Genomic DNA, 20,036 nt, shown 5'->3' on the forward strand with positions numbered 1-20,036 from the left:
CCCGATCACTTGCAGATTTTCAGTCATTCCGACGCCATCCTGCGCCTGAAGTATTCCTATCATACCACAAATTCTGCTCCTATAGAACGGTCGTTCTCTATATTCTGAAATATCTGCCTGCTCTTTTCCTTATTTTTCCAGGCACAGTATCGAATAACCTGCGCACAGCTGTGGCATAAATCCTCCCTCCCGATAATAAACTATATAAAAAGCTTTGGGAGGCGTGCGCCATGAGTTCCAAAACCAGGATCATCGTCCTACATATGAAAGAGATCATTTACACAGCTGTCTTTCTGGCTCTGGCTGTCGTTCTGGCTGTCGTTCTTTTCTTCATGTTCGGTCCCGGAAAAAATGCCAGTCATACAGCCAGCGAAAAATCCCGCTACAAGCCGGGCGTCTATACCTCTTCCATCACCCTGAACGAGAATACCTTCGATGTGGAAGTTACTGTAAATGCTGACAGGATCAAGGCCATCCGTCTGGTGAATTTAAATGAAACCACAAAAGCTTCCTATCCTCTTATGGAACCGGTTCTGGATTCTTTGGCAAGTCAGATCTATTCCAGTCAGTCCCTGGAAGACATTCAGTATGCAGGAGACCGGAAATATACCTCCCAGGTACTCCTTTCAGCTATCACGGATGCAGTAAAAAAAGCGGAGAACACTTAAGCTCTCCGCTTTGCGATCTACGTTCAGATTTTAATCTTCTCCAGCACATCCTGCCAGATCCTTGCACTTGCATCACTTGGCATTCTGAGATCTCCTCTGGGAGAAAGTGCCACACTACCTACCTTCGGGCCATCCGGCAGACAGGAACGCTTGAACTGCTGGGCAAAAAATCTCCGATAGAAGATTTTCAGCCATTTCAGGATCGTCTCTTTATCATAAATCCCCTCAAAGGTCAGGCAGGCAAGCCTGTAGATCTTATCCGGTGTAAATCCTGCACGCAGCATGTAATACAGATAAAAATCATGAAGCTCATAAGGTCCTACCAGATCCTCCGTCTTCTGGGCGATCTTGCCATCCTTAGGAGGAAGAAGCTCCGGGCTTACCGGAGTATCCAGGATATCCAGAAGAACCTCCTTCAGTTCCTCATCTCCGCAGGTATCCGCATAATAACGTACCAGATGACGTACCAGTGTCTTCGGGACAGAAGCATTTACACCATACATGGACATGTGATCGCCATTATAGGTTGCCCAGCCAAGAGCCAGCTCGGAAAGGTCTCCGGTTCCCACAAGAACACCGCCTTCCTTGTTTGCCGTATCCATCAGAATCTGAGTACGCTCACGTGCCTGGCTGTTCTCATACGTCACATCGTGGATCTCCGGATCATGTCCGATATCCCGGAAATGGATATTTACCGCCTCTTTGATATTTACCTCGGTAAGCCTTGCACCAAGGCAACGGCTTAACTTGCAGGCATTCTGATAGGTTCTGTCTGTGGTTCCAAAGCATGGCATAGTCACACAGTGGATCTGTTCTCTCGGCATTTCCATCCGGTCAAAGGCACGTGCCATTACAAGAAGCGCCAGGGTAGAATCCAGTCCTCCGGAAAGTCCTACTACCGCACTCCTGCTGTGGATATGCTCCATACGTTTCTTAAGTCCCATAGCCTGGATGTTCAGGATCTCCTCGCAGCGCTCATCACGCTCTTCCTTCACAGACGGAACGAAGGGATACTGTGGATATTTTCTGGTAAGTCTTGTTTCCTCCTCTGCTACGGAAAAATCAACTCTTGTATGACTGCAGGTAGAAACTGCCGGATACGTGGACATTCTTCTTCTCTCATCAGCCAGTCTCTGCACATCGATCTCACTGTAAATGATGCCGTTCTCAAAGCGTCTGCTTTCCGCAAGCATGGAACCGTTCTCTGCGATCATATTCTGTCCGCCAAACACGAGATCCTGGGTAGACTCCCCTTCCCCTGCACTGGCATAAATATATCCGCAGATCAGTCGTGCTGACTGCCCGCTTATCAGAGTTCTCCGGTAGGAATCCTTACCTACCATCTCATCACTGGCAGAAAGATTAACGATGATATGCGCACCGTTGACGGCATGACGGATACTTGGCGGCGCAGGGACCCAGAGATCCTCACAAAGCTCTGCTGCAACGGTGAATTCCGGAAATTCCTTACATTCAAAGATCAGCTCTGTTCCAAAAGGAATTTCATCCCAGAACTCATCCTCCTCATTTTTCTCGCACTTCAGGAAGTCCACAAATTCCACATCTTCTTCCTCTGCACCTGCAAACTGTCTCTGCTCATAAAACTCATTATAATTCGGAATATGCGTCTTCGGCACAAATCCCACGATACGGCCATGATTCAAAGCTGCTGCCACATTATAGAGCTTGCCTCTGTGACGCAGCGGGAGTCCCACAAAGATCAGGGCGTCCGTCTCCCTTGTCTCCTCTGCAATATGCAGAAGCTCATCCCACGCACTGTCCAGAAGACATCTCTGGAGAAAAAGATCGTGACAGGTATATCCTGTGATACAAAATTCCGGAAATACCATCAGCTTGACATGTTCCTTTTCCATTTCATGAATGGCCTTCAGGATTTCCTCTCCGTTTGCCTTGCAGTCTGCAACGGTAACTCTCGGCGTTGCCGCTGCCACCTTGATAAAACCATGCTTCATTTTTTCTTCCTCCCGAGTTTTATCGCTTGCACTCTCTTATGATCCTCTTAAGATCTTCCACGGTAAAATTATAATTCTTATTGCAGAAATGGCAGTTCATCTCAATGTCCTTGCCTTCCTGGATCATCTCGTTAAGTTCTTTTCTTCCGATGCTGATCAGCGCTTTTTCCACACGCTCTCTGCAGCAGTTGCAATGAAACTGTGTGGGCAGTGTATCATTGATCTCTATGTCAAAGCCTTCCAGTACTTTTTCAAGAAGACTTTCCGGTGTGTGTCCCTGCTCCAGAAGATTGGTAACAGAATCGATCTTTGATACGTTTTCCTCAAGCTTTGCGATCACCTCTTCCTCTGCAAAAGGCATCAGCTGTACAATAAAGCCTCCCGCCTGACGGACTGTATTATCCTTATTCATCAGCACACCCAGTCCTACCGCAGACGGAACCTGCTCGCTGGTTGCAAAATAATAAGTGAGATCTTCTGCGATCTCGCTGGTCTGAAGAGCAACCTGTCCCACATATGGCTCTTTCAGTCCCATATCCTTGATCACATCCATAAAGCCTACGCCGACAGCTCCCGCAACATCCAGCTTGCCTTTGCTGTTTGCCGGGATACATACATCCGGATTCCCCACATAGCCCTTTACATTTCCGTGAGAATCTGCAGTTACTGTGATTCCCTGCAGTGGTCCTCCTGCATGGATCCGAAGTGTAAGGAGATCCTTTTCTCCTTTCATCATAGCTCCCATCATGGCACCGCCAGTAAGGAGACGTCCCAGTGCCGCTGTTGCCACCGGACTGGTGTTATGATTCTTTCTCGCTGTCTCCACCATATCGGTTGTAACAGCCGCAAATGCACGGATCTGGCTGTTTGCCGCTGTTGCTCTTACAATATAATCACTCATATAAAAAATTTCCTCCTTTATTTCTCGTCTGACGGAATTTCCTTTCCATGTTCTCTGGCCACAAAAGTCAGTCTTCCGCTGTCCGGCTTCGGTGCATCCTTGGTGTATGCGTCATAAACCGCCAGCGGGATCAGGCCTGCCTTTTCAAGAAGTTCCCTTACTTTCTCCGAATCATAAGCCTTCTGGTAATGAATTTCCTCGTCTCTCTCATAAAGACCATCTTCTCTCGGAAGAAACAGAGTCAGATCATACACATTGATCCCGGTCTCCTCATCAAATTCATTTTCCCAGATAAAGCTTCCCTCTTCCCGATTCTCTGCAATAGTCGTATTTCCAATCATTTTCCGGTATTTATACGGGGTGTTCATATCAAATATGAAAATTCCATCCGGATCAAGATAATTGTTCACCAGTTTAAATACAGTAAGCAGATCATCCTCCTCTGTGATGTAATTCATACAGTCACAGACGCTGACGACAGCACGTACTGTTCCATAAAGTTCAAACTCCCGCATATCCTGTTCCAGATAAAGGATCTCATGACCGGATTCTGCACGTTTTTCCATGGCTTCGCCAAGCATTTCCTCAGAGTTATCCACACCGATCATATCATAACCGGACTCAGCCAGAAGCTCTGTCATCACTCCGGTCCCACAGCCAAGTTCCAGCACGATCCCGTCTTCAATTCCGTATTCTTTAAGACTTCCTATAAGATATTCCGCCCATTTTTCATATTCCACATTGTCCATGAAAATGTCATAAACTCTGGCGAAATCACTGTATGCTTCCATAAAAACCTCCAAATATTTTCCGGGCGTTCCATCGCCCGCAGCGTTCACATTATACCATGTCTTCCTGTATAAGTATACGCCTCTGACATAATATGACACAAAAAATCCGGGACCGCAGCCACAAAAGCTGTGATCCCGGAATTCTTATCTAACCGAATCTCCTGCTACTCCAGGCTTTACTGTACAGGCATATAGTATACGTCTGCAGCCTCACCGTGCCAGTAGAAGCTTGTTCCATCCTCTTCATATACATCACAGTCATACTGAGAAGAGAAGGTGAAACGGTTTCCTTCGTTATCCATCCATGCACCGTTTCCGTCCGGAACGATAACACGTGGTTTACCATCGGAGTTTCTGTAAATAGTTCTTGTCTCATCTGTGTTGCCAAGCTGCTCATCTGTAAATCCGCCATTTACGATAGCACCGGAGGAGCTGCTGTCAGTGGATGCAGTTCCATTGGAAGAACCATCAGATGTACTGCTTCCGTCTGTAGATGTTCCGTCAGATGCTGCACTTCCGTCTGTAGATGTGCTTCCGTCGGCAGCTGTAGTTCCATCTGCTGCTCCGTCAGAAGAAGCTGCTGCATTACCATCTGCAGATGCACTTCCGTCAGAGGAAGCTGCTGCATTACCTTTACCGGCAGTCTTGGCTGCGGAACCATTTGCCGCACTCTTCAGAGTGGAATCACCAAGGATCGCAAAGCTGTCGACAGACTCCTGAACCTTTTTCAGAGCATCCTCTTTTTTAACAGATGCCACAAGGCTGTAATACTCACTGTCATTTACAAAGTATTTATTGATAGCATATACATAACCGTCACTCTTGGTCGTATCCTTATATTTCACAGTATAGGAATAAATGTTGATTCCGTCTTTCTGATCTGCCTTGTAATCCTGGATCTCAAAATCGGTTCCATTTACCATGTTCTCTGCCTGTGTCATGGAAACTGCCATATCCTGGGAGTTCGGGATCACTGCGGATTCCAGATCTGCGCCGGATCCGTGAAGGATCAGGATCCTGCCCTGGTCCGGAGACTCGAAGCTTACCATATCTGTCTCGTCGGACTTGTTGGCCCAGGTTGCATCCGGAAGCTTGATCGCTACGGATTTATCCTTGGATGTATAGGTTGTATTCTGTGCGTCTGCTGCAACAGTCGGTGTAACCTTCGCTTTTTTCGCCGGTGTCGGAGTAGGAGTAGACTCCACAACCACGCTGTCCTCTTTTCCTCCTCCGAAACTACATGCCGTCATGACACCAGAAAGAGCAACAGTCATAGCTAAAAGTGCAATAAATTTTTTATTCTTCATAGTATCCTCCTCATAATCATCATCAGTCACAAAGTGTGTCCGGAACATTCACTCCTGAACACACTCTTTGCTATAGTTTACGATTTTATTACAGCTTTGTCAATTGATTTCTCCCTGTACTTTATGAATATCCTGTAAGCAGATATCCTGCTCCGTACAGGATTTTTCTAACATTATAATTTTCCCAGATATACCTATCTTATTCTCTTCTTATGCTGATCCTGTATTTCCCGTTTTACGCCTTCATTACGAAAGTTCTGATTTATTCCCCACCAAGTAAGCCTCCTGTTTTAATGACAAATATCTCCTTGAATCTGTCCCCTCTTTTTTTTCTATAATTGTGTCTTTATTCATGTACACTCATGTTGTAAAGTATACCCAACCAAAAATATATGAAAAGAGGACATCCATACATCGATGTTTTCGGGAAAGGATCTATCACTATGGAAAAAGCAGTTCAGACATCTCAGAGAACTGACCAGGAGCTTTCATCTGTTCAGTTTCTCACCATTACAGCCGCATTTGTTGCACTGACTTATATCTTCACCGCATTTATTAATGTTAAGCTTCCGATCGCAGCCAACGGCGGACTGATCCACCTTGGAAATGTACCGTTATTCATCGGTGCCATTTTATTCGGAAAGAAAACCGGAGCCATTGCCGGTGGGATCGGAATGGGGCTCTTTGACCTTCTCTCCGGCTGGACCCTGTGGGCACCATTTACTCTTATTATTGTAGGGATCATGGGCTTCACAGTAGGTAAGCTCACAGAGGATCCCCGGCACCAGAACATGAAATGGTATGTGATCGCCATTGCCGCAGCCTGCGTGATCAAGGTTGCAGGATACTACATTGCAGAGGTTATCATCTACGGAAATCCACTGGCACCGGTATCTTCCATCCCAGGAAACCTGGTCCAGATCGGTGTTGCAGCTGTCATCGTTCTCGTAGTGATCACACCATTAAACCTTGCAGCAAGAAAAACCGGATTAAAAAAATAGCTGTAACAGCTGCCGTAATTTGCGGAAATAATATAAAGATCAAGAGGTGAGCTTATGTATAAGATCATGACACCGGGACCTACACAGGTCGCAGAAAATGTCCGTCTGGCAAGAAGCATGGAATGCACAAATCCGGATCTGGACGAAAATTTTGTCGAATTTTATAAAGAAACCTGCGAGAAGATCAGCACTCTTCTCCATACCTCCAACGAAACTCTCATCTTAAGCGGTGAGGGTATCCTTGGACTGGAGGCTGCCATTGCTTCCATGACTGAGCCCGGAGATAAGGTTCTTGTTCTGGACAATGGTATCTACGGAAAAGGCTTTGCCGATTTTGTTTCCATGTACGGAGGCAGACCGGAGCTTTATACCAGAGATTATCAGAACACTCTCAATGTAAAGGAACTGGAAGCCTTCCTTGCGGATAACCATAACTACAAATATGCAACCGTAGTACACGGCGATACTCCAAGCGGCATGCTCAACGATGTATCTGCCATCTGCCCGCTTCTTAAAAAATACGGGATCCTTACCGTTGTAGATTCTGTTTCCGCTTCCTTCGGCGAGCCTCTGAACATTGATGCATGCCAGATCGATATCATGTGCGGCGGATCACAGAAGGTGGTATCTGCACCTCCTGGACTTACCTTTGTTGTAGTCAGCAGCGATGCAAAGAAGGCAATGACTGAAAGAAAGACACCCATTGCTTCTTTCTACGCAAATCTCACAACCTTTGCACATTATTATGAAGAAAAATGGTTTCCATATACCATGCCGATCAGCGATATCTATGGTCTGCGGGCTGCTATTGACAACATTGCCGATGATCCCGGGATCCTTACACGCCACGCCAAAATCGCCGCAGCCTCCCGAAAGGCCATTACAGGAGCCGGCCTGAACCTTTACCTGCACAGCGGATATTCCAGTACAGTTACTGTTTTTGAAGTACCGGAGGGCACAACAGCCGAAGCGATCCTTGAGGGAGTAAAAAAAGACTACAACATTATGCTGGCAGGTTCCTTCGATGTCCTAGCTGGCAAAGTGATCCGCATCGGACATATGGGAAACAACGCTACATTCTATAATGTAAGAGAAGTTTTCGCAGCCCTGGACGGGACTTTACGCAGGCTTGGCGTTCCGCTTAAGGCTTCCATGGAGGATATCTTCTGCAAAAACATGCAGTAATTTCTGAGATTTCAATAGTAAAAAGCACTGTAAGATGAATCCAACTTTTCATCTCGCAGTGCTTTTTTATAATTCTTATAATATTTTTCTTTATTCTTTTACCGCACCGGATGTCATACCACCTACGATGTATTTCTGGCCGATCATGTAAACAATAATAACCGGGATACAGGTAAGTACGATATCAGCAAAAATATAGTTCCAGTAACTCTTGTTCTTTCCGAAGAACTGATATACAGCCATTGTCATCGGGAAGAGACGGCTCTTGCTTGACAGATACAAAGGTGTGAGGAAATCACTCCATACTGTCATGAACTGAAGGATAAAACATGTTACCATAGTTGGTTTCAGAAGCGGCATGATGATCTTGAAGAACAGGCTTAACGGGCCTGCGCCGTCGATAACAGCAGCCTCGTCCAGCTCAACCGGGACAGAGATTACGAAGTTACGGATGGTAAATACACAGAACGGAATCATTGCACTGGTAAATACCATGATAATGCCAACTCTTGTATCGTTCAGGTGCAGTGTACTGAGTACACGTACCAATGTTACATAGTTGACCGGGAAGAACAGTCCGCAAAGTACAAAGTAATACAGGAATACATTCAATTTTGTTCTCTTACGGCACATAACAAATGCAGCCATGGAGCAAAGTACAACACCAAGTGTTGTAGCGATCAGCGCATATGCAAAACTGTTCAGGAATCCCTGGATCAGGCTTCCTTTTTCAATAACCTCAGAGTAGTTGGAAAATACCCACTCTGTAGGAAGTGCCAGACTCATTCTGGCTGCCTCTGCTTTTGTCTTAAAAGAGTTGATCAATACCATATAAAATGGAAGCACGACACATAAGCAAAGCAGGATACATACAACATGTTTTAATAAATTCTGAATTCTTTTTTTTGCCATTACTGCTGTACCTCCTGTTTACTCAATGTCTTAACAATAAATACACCTATGATCGCTGTAATTACAAGAAGAACAGTATTCAATGCAGAAGACATTCCATACTGGCCTCTGGAATAGAGCTGGAATGCATAAGTTGTAAGAACCTCTGTTGCATGTCCAGGGCCACCGTTTGTAAGTACATAAACAATATCGAATACTTTCAGACCATATGTAATACCAAATACAAGGTTGATCATGATAGCACCACTCAGCATCGGAAGTGTTACATACCGAAGTCTCTGCCAGAAGTTTGCACCATCGATCTGCGCAGCCTCATAATAAGATTTCGGAATCGTATTCAGACCTGCAAGAAAGATAGTCATAACATAACCAATACCTCGCCATGCATCTACACCATAGATGGATTTCCATACAATAGCCAGATCAGACAGCCATTTCTGTTTGAAAATTCCAAGATGGAATGCATCAAGAAGTGTGTTTAAAAGTCCGTTATTATAATTCAGGATGGATTTAAATACAAGACCAATGATTACAAAAGGCAGAATAGACGGCAGGTAGAGCAATGTTCTGTAAAGCCCTTTGCCTTTAAGTCCCTCCTGAAGCATAATCGCGATCAGAAGAGCCGGGATCAGCTTAACGATGTTGGAAATGATAGTAAACTTCAATGTATTGCCAATACCGCTCAGATAAGACTTATCTGATGTAAAAATCTCAGCAAAATTCTGCAGTCCCACAAAATGAGTACCATTAAGAACACTTCTGGAGTTCCAGTCTGTAAAGGAGTAACCAACACCCATTACACTGGGAAGCAGGAAAAAAATGATATATAATGCCAACGGCAGTATCAGAAACCACTGTGGATAGATTCTCTTCTTATTCACAGAAAGCACCTCCTGTTTTAAGTTAAAACAGAGCCGGCAAATACCGGCTCTGCCTTCGGGTCAACTAGTTTTAAGTTCTGTTATTTATTTCCAGTTCTCGTCGCCTACAGTTTTTGCTGCCTCAGCACGGTTGGTATCCATGTTCTTAAGAACATCGTTTGCTTCCATCTCGCCCTGGCAGAATGCAACCATATCCTGACCAAACTGTGTCCAGTAATCGTTTGTATATTTTGTACCTGTCTGAAGTGTTACAACAGCCTTCTTGTCATCCGGAACTGTTTTAAGGAACTCCTGCTCCTCCGGCAGCCAGTGCTGCTCAAGCTTGTCATCGTTAACGTCAAGGTTTGTGTATGCCGGAGAGTTGTCAAGAATTTCCTGAAGGCTCTCTGTTGTTGTAACGAAGTTGAAAAACTCTTTTACAAGATCCTCATGCTCTGTTCCCTTGTAACCAAACATTGTCGGGCCGGAGTTGCTGCTTGGATACCAGGTATTGTCGCCAAGTGGCTCAAGGAACATTCCAAACTCATCAGATGTGCCTGTGTCTTCCTGGATCTGTTTGATGAAACTGGAATTTGCAAGTGCCATTGCACAGTTTCTGTCACCAAATTCGTTGGACATGTTTGTACTGTCTGTTCCGATCCAGTCTTCTCCGAAGTATCCTGCATCAGAGAGTTCTTTGAACTCATTCAGAACTTCAAGCATCTTCTCGTTATCTGCAAATGTTGCTTTGTTTTCATTTAATTCGTCATATAGACCAGGTGTTGCTTCTTCATAAACGCCGCCGATCTGGAAAAATGCCAGCTGATGCTGCCATCCATCTGCACCAGGCATGAACCAAGGTGTGATTCCTGCATCCTGGATCTTACCGCAGAGTTCTTTCAGCTCATCATATGTTGTCGGTACTTCCCAGCCGTTCTCTTCGAACAGTGTCTTGTTGTAAACCATTACATACTCCGGAGATGCGTTCCAGATCTGAAGTCCGTACAGTTTGTCATTGTATACGCAGGACTCTTTTCTTGTCTCCGGCATAACATTCTCCCAGGAAGCTCCTGTAAAGTCGATGCAGTATTTCTCAGGATCAACGATGGTAGATTCAATTGCAAACGGGTTGGACTGGATCCAGAAGATATCTGCACAGGAATCTGTAGCAAGTTTGGACTGAAGAAGATCTGAATACTGATCAGCCGGAATCGTCTGAAGGTCTACGGTAACATCGTAGGTATCCTCAAAACGTTTAATTGTCTCATCGTAACGATTGTCCATCCATCCTGCTGAAACCAGGATGCTGAGCTCCTCGCCTGCGAAATCGCTCTTCTCATCCGCTGCAGATACGTTCACTGCAAGTCCTGTCGTCATGGAAGCGATCATTGCTGCTGCACAGGCTACTGCCAGAAATCTCTTTCTTTTCATTAATGTTTCCTCCTTTTTTTGAACTGATTTTTCGTTCTCTCTTGATGATATTAGTTTATCATCTGATCATTTTAAAAGCCATGGATATTCCTGCCCTGTATTTGTACTTTTTTCACAGTTTATTATACTTTTTTCATATTTTCCGTAACTATACACAAGTTTCTATTGACATTTTCAAGCACTATTTCAGAATTACATTTTTACGGTTTGTACTTTTTTTACAAATGTGCTATACTTTTAGCCAATGTTTTGCACGACCATTTCACACACAGGGGGCTTACCAATATGAAAACACGCAGTCTGCAGTCCAAACTTTTTATCGCCTATCTTGGCATGGCCTGCCTGATCCTTTTTTCTTTTGCCATATTCTTTTATGTTTTTGCATCCGGGCAGCTGAAGAAAAGCCAGATCAGTGCCATGAGCACCTTAAATTCCACATTTCAGTCCCAGGTAGACTCTGCAATCCAGAATCTTGACACTGTATCTGTAAACATCAATTACAGCAACATGTCGAAATCCGTTCTCGACCAGAAATTTGACCTTAATATTTCCGATGAAATGCTTTCTGCCATGTCCGATCTTTTTATCTCCTTAAGCGGCACCGAATTGAAAGCTGATCAGGTAAATCTTTATGATTTCTCCGGATATGTGCTCCAGGCCGGCCTTTCCACCATGGTCAAAAAAAGCGACGACTCTCATAATGAATGGATCCAGAAAGCCCGTGAAGCCAACGGAAAAAAAGTCCTGACAGCTCCTTACAGCACTTACGTCTATTCCAAATCTGCCCGCTATCCCCAGTGGTTCATCTCCCTGTACCGCTCCTTCACCAACCAGTACGGCCGTGGTGTCGGCGTGATTGAAACCGCCAAACAATGTAAATCCATCTTTAAGAGCATCATTTCCTATGAGAAAAAAAATCACGGAAATGCTGCCAGTGTCTATGTTTTCAATGAGTCCGGCGATCTTATCTATCCTTATGATATCACAGCCGACGATACCAATGATATTTCAAAATATTACAAACTTACTGATTCTGACCAGGATACCCTTACCGTACAGAGTCCCGTCACAGATCAGAAAGAATACGTCTCCAGACTGAATTCCGCATATACAGGCTACACTTATCTGACTATCCAGCCGGAATCTGTGATCCTTGCCCCTGTATACAAAATGCTGAAGATCCTTCTGGCTGTTGTTGCTGCTTTTCTTGCCGCAGCAGTAATCGTTTCCTACAGGCTTTCCCGTTCTGTAGTAAAACCGGTGAAACACCTGAAGCACATTATCCAGCGTATGGAACTGGACACTCTCGGCCAGGAAAAAGTCACTTCCTATCCGGTTTCCGTCAATGAACTGGAAGAACTGTATCAGGCATTCCAGCTGATGAGCGATAACCTAAAAGATTCCATGACTCAGCTTAACGAAGCCAAGGAGCAGGAAATGAAAGCACGCAGCATGGCTTTGCAGAGTCAGATTAATCCTCATTTTTATTACAACTCTCTTTCCAGCATTATGGTGCTTGCAGAAAACGGAGATACGGATACCGTGGAAAAAATGTGCCGCAATCTTTCCAGGATCATGCGTTATATTACCAATACTGCTGAAACAACTGTAACACTCCGCGAAGAGCTTGATTATGTCCAGAAATATCTCTACTGCATGAAGGTCCGCTACCAGTCCAGTCTGAATTATTCCATTGATGTGGATGAATCTCTTCTGGATCAGCCGGTTCCGAAGCTGATCATCCAGCCTATTGTGGAAAACGCTATCAAATATGGTTCTGACTGCGAACCGCCATGGACTATCACAATCAGCAGTACAATAAACCAAAACAGCTGGCAGATCGATGTTACAGACACCGGACCGGGATTCACTGAAAAAGCCAAGAAAAAAATAAATTCAGATATCATGAATGCCATTCGAAATCCCGGCATGCCTGCTTTGAAGATCAACGGTCTTGGCACTGTCAATGTATTTCTCCGCTGGAAACTCTTCTGCAAAGATGACATCATTTTCAGGTATGGAAATACAGCGGACGGCCACGGAATTGTTTCTATTGGACGGTATTTTCAGACAGATGCGGAGGAATAATACTATGAACTATACTGTTATTGTGGCAGAAGATGAAGAACTTCTTCTGAATAATCTGGTACATAAGATTGAAAAAGCAGATCCTGATTTTCAGGTGATCGGCACAGCACAGACAGGTGCACAGGCCCTCTCGCTGGTGGAACAGATGAGCCCGGATGTGGTATTTACGGATATCAAGATGCCCGTCATGGACGGAATCACCCTGCTCACCAGGATCCGTGATCAGTTTCCCTTTACGAAATTTGTGATCACCAGCGGATTTTCTGATTTTGAATACGCAAAAAAAGCCATCACGCTGAAGGTTTCTGATTACCTTCTGAAGCCTGTAGATCCGGACGAACTCCAAAATGTTCTCCTTAAGATCAAACAGGAACTTCAGATCAAACGTGATGACTACGAAACCGTATTCGCCCCAGGTGCTTCCTGCATGTCACCGGGACAGATTGCAGAGCTTCTCAAGAACTTCATGGTACAGAATTATGCAGAGGATATCAACCTGAACCTGATTGCAGGAACCATGAACTACAGTCCCAGCTACCTGACCAAAATCTTCTGTCAGGTCTATGACTGCACCCCTACCAAATATCTGATCAATCTCCGGATGAGCCATGCACAGAAGCTGCTGATCCATGAGCCTTCCCTTTCTGTAAAACAGATCGGTGAAATGTGCGGCTATCACGACCAGGGATATTTCAGCAGGATCTTTAAGAAACATACAGGGAAAAGCCCTCTGGAATATAAAGATGAGGGAGAGAGCCAGCAGATCAGTTAATAAATTTTCCAGGTATATATAAACAAAAAAGTCATTTCACGACGTCCGGTTATGCTCTGTTCCCAAAGCATCCGGCTTCTGAAATGACTTTTTATATTTTATTTCACAACTTCATACATATACAATTCATGAAGAGCTCTCGTCGCCGCAATATATCTCGCCCGCTCCACGATCGGACTTCGGTCTTCCCCAGGAAATACAGAAAATACTTGATCAAACTCCAGCCCCTTTGCCATGTAGAATGTTGTGACAGTCAGGCCTTTTTGGAAGTTTGTGCTGTCTCTGTGAAGAAGGGACAAACGCTCCTTGGTATCAAAGCCTTCTGCTTCCAGCTTCTCCTTCAGAATGTAGTAAGTTTCCCTTGCTTCATCTGCAGTTCTTGCGATCACTGCTGCTGTTTCATATGAAATAATATCTTCAACACCTTCATCTGCATTCTCAGCTATGACTGCCTGCTTCTCAAGCCGCAGCTCTCTCACTACGCTCTCCAGTGCCTCCTCAAGCCCCGGAAATTCTTTTTCCACAACAGGTTTTCCATGACGTTCAAAAAGCTCCACTTCCGTAATTCCCGCCAGTTTATTGGCATAAGACGCAATCTCAACAGTATTACGGTAGCTCTTGTTCATCACGATCCTGCGTATATCTTTTCCAAAGATCTTAGGCAGAAATGTCAGCACATCCTGTTGCTCGCCGTCCATAGTCTGTTCTCTGTCCCCAAGAATAGTCATCCTACATTTAAAGAGTCTCTGAATGATCAGATACTGGATCATGGAATAATCCTGCATCTCATCCACGATCAGATGGCGCACACCGGAATCCTCCTGCTGAGTTTCCAGCCGATATTTCAGATACAAAACCGGATACACATCCTCATAGCGCAGCTTTCTTTTTTCATACTGAACCTGTGGAAGAGAAGGAAAACCTTCCTGTCTCAGGAAACGGTTGTACAGCACATAGAGATCTCTTGTCTCATACATCCTGTAGAAACGGCTCTTCACAGCCTCCCTTTCCTCATCCGGAAGATCGAATCCCTTAAGAGTCTCCACCTCATCAATGAAATATTCTGCTACTGCATCCATTCTGGAAAGCAGCGGGATATCCATGAATTTAAAGTAAAAAAGCTCTATGATCTCCTGCTCTTTTTTAACCACGCCTCTGTGTTCCACATCACGGAAGTTCATAAGGCTGTCCTCAAGCTCCACCAGATATCCTTCCATACGATCCAGAAAATCCCGTGACAGTTTCTCTTTCAGAAGCTTTTCATCGCATAATCCTGCAATCTGACGCTCGATCAGATCATATCTGTCTTCACAGTCAGAAACAACATTTTTCAGTCTCTTGTATGCAAAAAGGTCAAAGCTCATCTCCCGGATATTCTCCTCGCCAAGCTCCGGCAGGATATGGGAAATATAGTCCGAGAACACCCCATTCGGTGAAAGCACCAGCACAGAAGAAGATTTCAGATTTTTCCTGTCATGATACAGGAGATAAGCGATCCTGTGCAGGGCAATGGAAGTCTTTCCGCTTCCTGCTGCTCCCTGGATCACCATGATACGATCCGAAGTGTTTCGGATGATCGCATTCTGCTCCTTCTGGATCGTGCGGATAATATTCTTCAGCTGTACATCACCGTTGCTTCCAAGCTCTGCCTTCAGGATCTCATCGTCGATCTTCACATCACTCTCAAACTCATAGATCATTTTTCCACCGCGGATCTTGTACTGCCACTTGGCAGCAATATCCCCGTGGATCTCGCCAAGCGGAGCCTGGTAGGAAGCCGGTCCCTTGTCAAAATCATAGAACAGTCCGGACACAGGTGCTCTCCAGTCATAGATCAGCGGAAGTCCGCCGTTCTCCTCAGCCAGGTTCGCAATTCCGATATAAAATATCTCCGGCTCATCTTCTCCTTCATAGCAGAAATCCACCCTTCCGAAAAACGGTGAATCCATCATCTTCCTGAATCTCCGACGCAGTTCGATCTTCTCATTGCTGGCATTGATCTCATGGAGAAGTGCCTGCTGGTTATCAAAATTCTCATATCCGTACTGGTCCATCTCTGTATAGTTTTCCCAGTAGTACTCATGCATACCTTCGATTTCTTTCTGCCCGACCTCTATGGATTCATCCAGCTGTGCGATCCTGTGCTTCAATGTCTCTGTCACATGTGAAAGGTATTCACGTCCGTTTTTTACCGCTGCCATAAGCCTTAATCCACCACTACAGCAGTTCCACTTGCTGTTACCATCAGCATTCCATTATCTGCACCAAGCACTTCGTAGTCAATATCCACACCGATCACTGCATTAGCTCCCATTGCACCTGCACGCTGCTCCAGCTCTGCCAGGGCTTCTCCTCTGGCTTTCTGAAGTTCTTCCTCATAACCGGCGCTTCTGCCGCCAAAGAAATTCCGAAGACCTGCTCCAAGATCTTTCATGAAATTTACTCCTGTGATCACTTCTCCAAATGCGATTCCTTTATATTCACGGATTGCTCTTCCCTCTACAGATGGCGTTGTTGTTATGATCATGGTAAAATCCTCCCGTTTCTGTTGTTTTTTCTCCGGCATAAAAATGCCTTATTACAGAATTATACCCGAAAGCCGTCACGATGTATAGAGTAAAAAAAGGCTGCCCAAAGAGATGCCAGGCACCTTTTCAGACAGTCTTTCCTTATTATCGCTTATTTATTTTACAACTTCAGTCACATAGGAAACTTCTTCCATTCCCGGATAACTTCCCTGACGCCCGCCAACAGTCAGAGTTCCTGTTTTATCATCCCAGGTAAGCTCTGTTGTTGCATAAGCACCGTTTTCAAAATTGTAGTTATTTCCCTCATCCTCATAAATAGTGAACTTGCAGTCTTCACCTGGATATACCATAAGTTTCACCGACTCCTCAGGTTTCTGGGAAGCATATACAAGTCCCTCTGCAACAGGAAGGATACTTCCTGCTTTTACAAAGATCGGCATTCGGTCGATCGGAGCATCTACGGTTACGTACTGGCCGCCTTCATACTCCTTGTTTGTCCAGTAATCGTACCATTTCGTACCTGCCGGGAGATAGCATTTCCATGTTTTCTCTCTATGGAGCTCAGTACTCTCCGGTCCGTAATACATCGGCTCTGTAACAGCACAGATCAGAAGGGACGGTCCGAACATAAACTCATTCTCAACCTTGCGTGCTTCTTTATCCTCCGGGAAGTCAAAGAGAAGGCTTCTCATAATCGTATAATCATTAAAATGTACAGCACCTGCAAGGGAATAAATATACGGCATCAGATGATAACGGAGCTTGATAAACTTCTCAATGGCATCATAGAACATGGTTCCTTTTTCACCAAAGTTCCAGATTTCTCTTGGTGTATCAGTTCCATGGGAACGGAACATCGGAAGGAAGGTTCCCATCTCCAGCCATCTTGTATACAGCTCACAGTATCCTTTATCCTTCACACCTTCGTTATATTTGCCCTGCCAGAACCATTTCGGCTCCGGATCTGTGTTGCAGCCGCATCCACGGTTCTGCCACTTATCAGCAACTGTAAAGAAAGCGCCGATATCCAGTGTCCAGTATGGATATCCACTCAGTCCCATATTCAGGCCTTCCACGATCTGTGTCTTAAGATTATCCCAGGATGCACAGGTATCGCCTGACCACAGCATTGCAGAATATTTCTGGCCGGAAGCATAGCCGGAACGTGTCAGGTTAAGAACTCGTTTCTCTTCTGTAGTTTTTCTCTGATTCTCATAAATTCCCTTTGCATGCATCAGTGCAAAAGCATTGGCAACAGCAGGATCCAGATATTTCTTGTGCTCACCGCCGACAAGCTCATATCTTTCCCATGGCTCTCTCTTTGCTGCACCACTCCAGTCAGGACCGGAAAACGGTTCTGTGGAATCGCACCACCAGGAATCAAAGCCCTGGTCAAAAAGTCCTTCCTGTGCCTGTTTCCAGTACATTTCTCTCGCTTCTTCATTAAAAGCATCATAAGTCGCATAATCATAAAGAAGATGACCAGTCTTAAAAAACTCTGTATGGTTCTTGCCGCCTGCATTCATATTCGGCCATACGGAAACCATGGTATGGGCATTCAGTTTGTGGATTTCCTCCGCACATTCTTTCATATCTCCGTAACGCTTCTGATCCAGGATCTTCTCGCCCCAGTTTCCAGGATCCCAGGTATTCCAGTCCTGTACCACACAGTCAAGCGGAACCCCGATCTTACGGTAGTGGCGAACAATCTCAAGAAGCTCTTTTGCCGTGTAATACTGCTCTTTGGACTGTACATAGCCATAAGCCCATTTCGGCAGCATCTGCGCCTTGCCTGTAAGATAACGGTAATCATGGATGATCTCATCCATAGTATGACCGCCCATAAAATAATAATCGATCTGATCTACAGTATCCAGAAACAGATAGGAATCTTTCAGATCATCATTAAAAGTCATAAGTGAACAGCAGTCAACAAGAATTCCATATCCTTCTGTGGAAACCAAAACCGGCATCGGGATACGCATGTTATGCTGATATAAGTACTGGCAGTGACCTCTGTAATTGTAAATACCTTCCTCTGCCTGGCCAAGCCCATGGATTTCCTCATCCTCTTTCCATGTGAAGAACAGTTTTCCACGATATGCTGTTCTTACTTTCTCAGCTTTCAGATTCTGGATAAAATTCCTCTCACCGTCAACTGTCTTTACACGGTTGATGATCGGCTCCTCATCGCCTGTATTATAGTGGATCACATCTGTTTCAGTCAGTTCCGGTTTCTTCTGGGAAAGCCACTTGCTTCCGTCTGCATGCTTCCAGATGATATCACCGGATGCAGTGTTGATCTCTGCACAAACTTTCACAGTTTTCACAATGATACTTCCTGCATTTTCCTCTGCTGAAAAATCAACCTCAGGATATTCTTTTTTCTCAATGATCAGGGAGTCCTGTGCCTCTTTGATCTCTTTTCCGGAAACGATCATGCGGATGATCTCCTCTGTCACCGGAACCACCCGGTATGTCAGCTTTCCTGCTTCAAACTGTACATAGCTATCTGTTTTAACCATAATTTCCCTTCTCCTTATCTGTCCGGTAAATCAGACATTAATATTCCGTTTCTGATATCGGAGCCTTTCTAATAAAAAAGCTCCGATATCAGGACAAAATTTCTTACTTTTATCCTAACATCGAAGCCTGATTTCCGTCTATGACTTATCCGCTCATGAATTTTAACTATTTTTACTGTTTCTTCTGCTTCTCATCTTTCGGCGGTTTCCCCACGTGTTTTTTGTAAAGTCTGTAAAAATTGGAAATATTATTAAATCCGCATTCCATGGCGATTTCCGTAACATTTTTATCTGTTTCCCGAAGAAGCTCACGCGCATGGTTGATCCTCATCCTTGTGACATAATCGCTGAAACTGATATTTGTCACCTTACGGAAATAAGAAGAAAAATAGTTGGAACTCATATATACGGAAGAAGCAACTTCTTCCAGAGTGATCTTCTCACAGTAATGATCATCTATGTAATTAAAAGCCTGCTCAAGACGCTTCATTGCATTTTTCTTCTCACGGAGCATTTCCCCTGACTTGCTCTTATCCTGATAAGCCCGGATCAGCATGGTAAGGATGCGAAGTACATTCGCCTTGATCATCAGCGGATAGCCTTCTTTTTTCTGCTGCCATTCGTGATAGATCTCCCAGATACTGGAACGGATCTCTCCGCTTACCTCTTCTTCCCTGCCGATACGGTTCTTAAAATTACTTCCTCTCTCAACAAAAGGCTTCAGATATTCCGTATCAAAAATACTCAGCTTTTCGGCCACGAATTCCGGTGAAAAGATCATCACAAGAAGCTTCATGTCTCCACCGATCAGCTTCCATCCATGAGGCTCCACATTATTGAAGATGATGATGTCATCTTCTTCCATTGTATATTCCTGCCCGTTTACAAAATAATTTCCCTTGCCCCCCAACACACAGGTGATCTCGAAATAGCTGTGCCAGTGATAACTTCCAGGCCGACTGTTCTCCGGTGTCAGTTCCACCTCTGAAATCTGAAAAGGAAATTCTTTGTCAAGGGGTATGTTGTCTCTCTCTAATCGCAAATTCTGCCTCCTGTAAACGCAGACACTGTCATCGCATCAGCTGTTTCCGGCA

At 44.8% G+C, this 20,036-nt stretch carries 16 protein-coding genes; 5 read left to right on the forward strand and 11 right to left on the reverse strand.

Annotation, left to right across the window (positions count from 1 at the left end; all coding sequences use genetic code 11):
- The first annotated feature begins 230 nt into the window (after positions 1–230).
- A complete protein-coding gene (locus NE671_RS08020) occupies positions 231–668 on the forward strand; it encodes an FMN-binding protein (RefSeq protein ID WP_015527216.1) in 438 nt (145 codons plus the stop codon).
- 23 nt (positions 669–691) lie between these two features.
- Here the strand turns inward: NE671_RS08020 and NE671_RS08025 are convergent, their stop codons facing one another.
- The 4 genes from NE671_RS08025 to NE671_RS08040 all read right to left on the reverse strand — a co-directional run bounded on the left by NE671_RS08025 (position 692) and on the right by NE671_RS08040 (position 5,640).
- The gene (locus tag NE671_RS08025; protein WP_173740767.1) at positions 692–2,641 is read right to left on the reverse strand and encodes an NAD(+) synthase; all 1,950 of its coding nucleotides are present in this window, start codon (positions 2,639–2,641) and stop codon (positions 692–694) included.
- Between the two features lie 19 nt (positions 2,642–2,660).
- On the reverse strand, positions 2,661–3,542 hold the full coding sequence (hslO, locus tag NE671_RS08030) for an Hsp33 family molecular chaperone HslO (protein WP_015527218.1): 882 nt from the start codon (positions 3,540–3,542) through the stop codon (positions 2,661–2,663).
- A 17-nt stretch (positions 3,543–3,559) separates the two neighbouring features.
- Positions 3,560–4,333, reverse strand: coding sequence for a class I SAM-dependent DNA methyltransferase (locus NE671_RS08035; RefSeq protein ID WP_256163848.1), 774 nt, complete (start codon positions 4,331–4,333; stop codon positions 3,560–3,562).
- A gap of 176 nt (positions 4,334–4,509) precedes the next feature.
- Positions 4,510–5,640, reverse strand: a complete 1,131-nt coding sequence (locus NE671_RS08040) for a hypothetical protein (RefSeq protein WP_059086908.1) — start codon at positions 5,638–5,640, stop codon at positions 4,510–4,512.
- A 443-nt stretch (positions 5,641–6,083) separates the two neighbouring features.
- Here NE671_RS08040 and NE671_RS08045 point away from each other — a divergent pair, with 443 nt between their 5' ends.
- Positions 6,084–6,641 (forward strand): ECF transporter S component, encoded by a 558-nt coding sequence (locus NE671_RS08045; protein WP_059086010.1) that lies wholly within the window; start codon positions 6,084–6,086, stop codon positions 6,639–6,641.
- A 54-nt stretch (positions 6,642–6,695) separates the two neighbouring features.
- On the forward strand, positions 6,696–7,826 hold the full coding sequence (locus tag NE671_RS08050) for a pyridoxal-phosphate-dependent aminotransferase family protein (protein WP_256163849.1): 1,131 nt from the start codon (positions 6,696–6,698) through the stop codon (positions 7,824–7,826).
- Positions 7,827–7,916: 90 nt separating this feature from the next.
- Here the strand turns inward: NE671_RS08050 and NE671_RS08055 are convergent, their stop codons facing one another.
- From NE671_RS08055 to NE671_RS08065, 3 genes are all read right to left on the reverse strand, one after another.
- Positions 7,917–8,738 (reverse strand): carbohydrate ABC transporter permease, encoded by an 822-nt coding sequence (locus NE671_RS08055; RefSeq protein ID WP_092068387.1) that lies wholly within the window; start codon positions 8,736–8,738, stop codon positions 7,917–7,919.
- The gene (locus tag NE671_RS08060; RefSeq protein ID WP_226843038.1) at positions 8,738–9,619 is read right to left on the reverse strand and encodes a carbohydrate ABC transporter permease; all 882 of its coding nucleotides are present in this window, start codon (positions 9,617–9,619) and stop codon (positions 8,738–8,740) included. The genes NE671_RS08055 and NE671_RS08060 overlap by 1 nt, the downstream gene beginning before the upstream one ends.
- 84 nt (positions 9,620–9,703) lie before the next feature.
- Positions 9,704–11,029, reverse strand: a complete 1,326-nt coding sequence (locus NE671_RS08065; RefSeq protein WP_015527223.1) for an ABC transporter substrate-binding protein — start codon at positions 11,027–11,029, stop codon at positions 9,704–9,706.
- Between the two features lie 285 nt (positions 11,030–11,314).
- Between NE671_RS08065 and NE671_RS08070 the strand changes: the two genes are divergently transcribed.
- A complete protein-coding gene (locus NE671_RS08070) occupies positions 11,315–13,117 on the forward strand; it encodes a sensor histidine kinase (protein WP_118753005.1) in 1,803 nt (600 codons plus the stop codon).
- 4 nt (positions 13,118–13,121) lie between these two features.
- Positions 13,122–13,889 (forward strand): response regulator transcription factor, encoded by a 768-nt coding sequence (locus NE671_RS08075; RefSeq protein WP_256163851.1) that lies wholly within the window; start codon positions 13,122–13,124, stop codon positions 13,887–13,889.
- A 98-nt stretch (positions 13,890–13,987) separates the two neighbouring features.
- Here NE671_RS08075 and NE671_RS08080 read toward each other — a convergent pair whose 3' ends face one another.
- The 4 genes from NE671_RS08080 to NE671_RS08095 all read right to left on the reverse strand — a co-directional run bounded on the left by NE671_RS08080 (position 13,988) and on the right by NE671_RS08095 (position 19,984).
- Entirely contained in the window at positions 13,988–16,090 is a 2,103-nt protein-coding gene (locus NE671_RS08080) for a HelD family protein (protein WP_173739299.1), read from the reverse strand.
- A 5-nt stretch (positions 16,091–16,095) separates the two neighbouring features.
- Positions 16,096–16,416: a putative heavy metal-binding protein gene (locus NE671_RS08085; RefSeq protein WP_015527228.1), complete on the reverse strand. Its 321-nt coding sequence runs from the start codon at positions 16,414–16,416 to the stop codon at positions 16,096–16,098.
- A gap of 156 nt (positions 16,417–16,572) precedes the next feature.
- Positions 16,573–18,942, reverse strand: coding sequence for a glycoside hydrolase family 31 protein (locus NE671_RS08090; protein WP_110103237.1), 2,370 nt, complete (start codon positions 18,940–18,942; stop codon positions 16,573–16,575).
- A 172-nt stretch (positions 18,943–19,114) separates the two neighbouring features.
- The gene (locus NE671_RS08095) at positions 19,115–19,984 is read right to left on the reverse strand and encodes an AraC family transcriptional regulator (RefSeq protein WP_110103238.1); all 870 of its coding nucleotides are present in this window, start codon (positions 19,982–19,984) and stop codon (positions 19,115–19,117) included.
- Positions 19,985–20,036 lie beyond the last annotated feature (52 nt).

Origin of the sequence: Blautia sp. DFI.9.10, assembly GCF_024461705.1 — a bacterium.
GTDB lineage: Bacteria > Bacillota > Clostridia > Lachnospirales > Lachnospiraceae > Blautia_A > Blautia_A fusiformis.

Coding starts and splice junctions, on each gene's coding strand:
- NE671_RS08065 (WP_015527223.1), bottom strand. CDS start 11,029: ATGAAAAGAAAGAGATTTCTGGCAGTAGCCTGTGCAGCAGCAATGATC.
- NE671_RS08035 (WP_256163848.1), bottom strand. CDS start 4,333: ATGGAAGCATACAGTGATTTCGCCAGAGTTTATGACATTTTCATGGAC.
- NE671_RS08080 (WP_173739299.1), bottom strand. CDS start 16,090: ATGGCAGCGGTAAAAAACGGACGTGAATACCTTTCACATGTGACAGAG.
- NE671_RS08040 (WP_059086908.1), bottom strand. CDS start 5,640: ATGAAGAATAAAAAATTTATTGCACTTTTAGCTATGACTGTTGCTCTT.
- NE671_RS08070 (WP_118753005.1), top strand. CDS start 11,315: ATGAAAACACGCAGTCTGCAGTCCAAACTTTTTATCGCCTATCTTGGC.
- NE671_RS08025 (WP_173740767.1), bottom strand. CDS start 2,641: ATGAAGCATGGTTTTATCAAGGTGGCAGCGGCAACGCCGAGAGTTACC.
- NE671_RS08045 (WP_059086010.1), top strand. CDS start 6,084: ATGGAAAAAGCAGTTCAGACATCTCAGAGAACTGACCAGGAGCTTTCA.
- NE671_RS08085 (WP_015527228.1), bottom strand. CDS start 16,416: ATGATCATAACAACAACGCCATCTGTAGAGGGAAGAGCAATCCGTGAA.
- NE671_RS08090 (WP_110103237.1), bottom strand. CDS start 18,942: ATGGTTAAAACAGATAGCTATGTACAGTTTGAAGCAGGAAAGCTGACA.
- NE671_RS08020 (WP_015527216.1), top strand. CDS start 231: ATGAGTTCCAAAACCAGGATCATCGTCCTACATATGAAAGAGATCATT.
- NE671_RS08055 (WP_092068387.1), bottom strand. CDS start 8,738: ATGGCAAAAAAAAGAATTCAGAATTTATTAAAACATGTTGTATGTATC.
- hslO (WP_015527218.1), bottom strand. CDS start 3,542: ATGAGTGATTATATTGTAAGAGCAACAGCGGCAAACAGCCAGATCCGT.
- NE671_RS08050 (WP_256163849.1), top strand. CDS start 6,696: ATGTATAAGATCATGACACCGGGACCTACACAGGTCGCAGAAAATGTC.
- NE671_RS08075 (WP_256163851.1), top strand. CDS start 13,122: ATGAACTATACTGTTATTGTGGCAGAAGATGAAGAACTTCTTCTGAAT.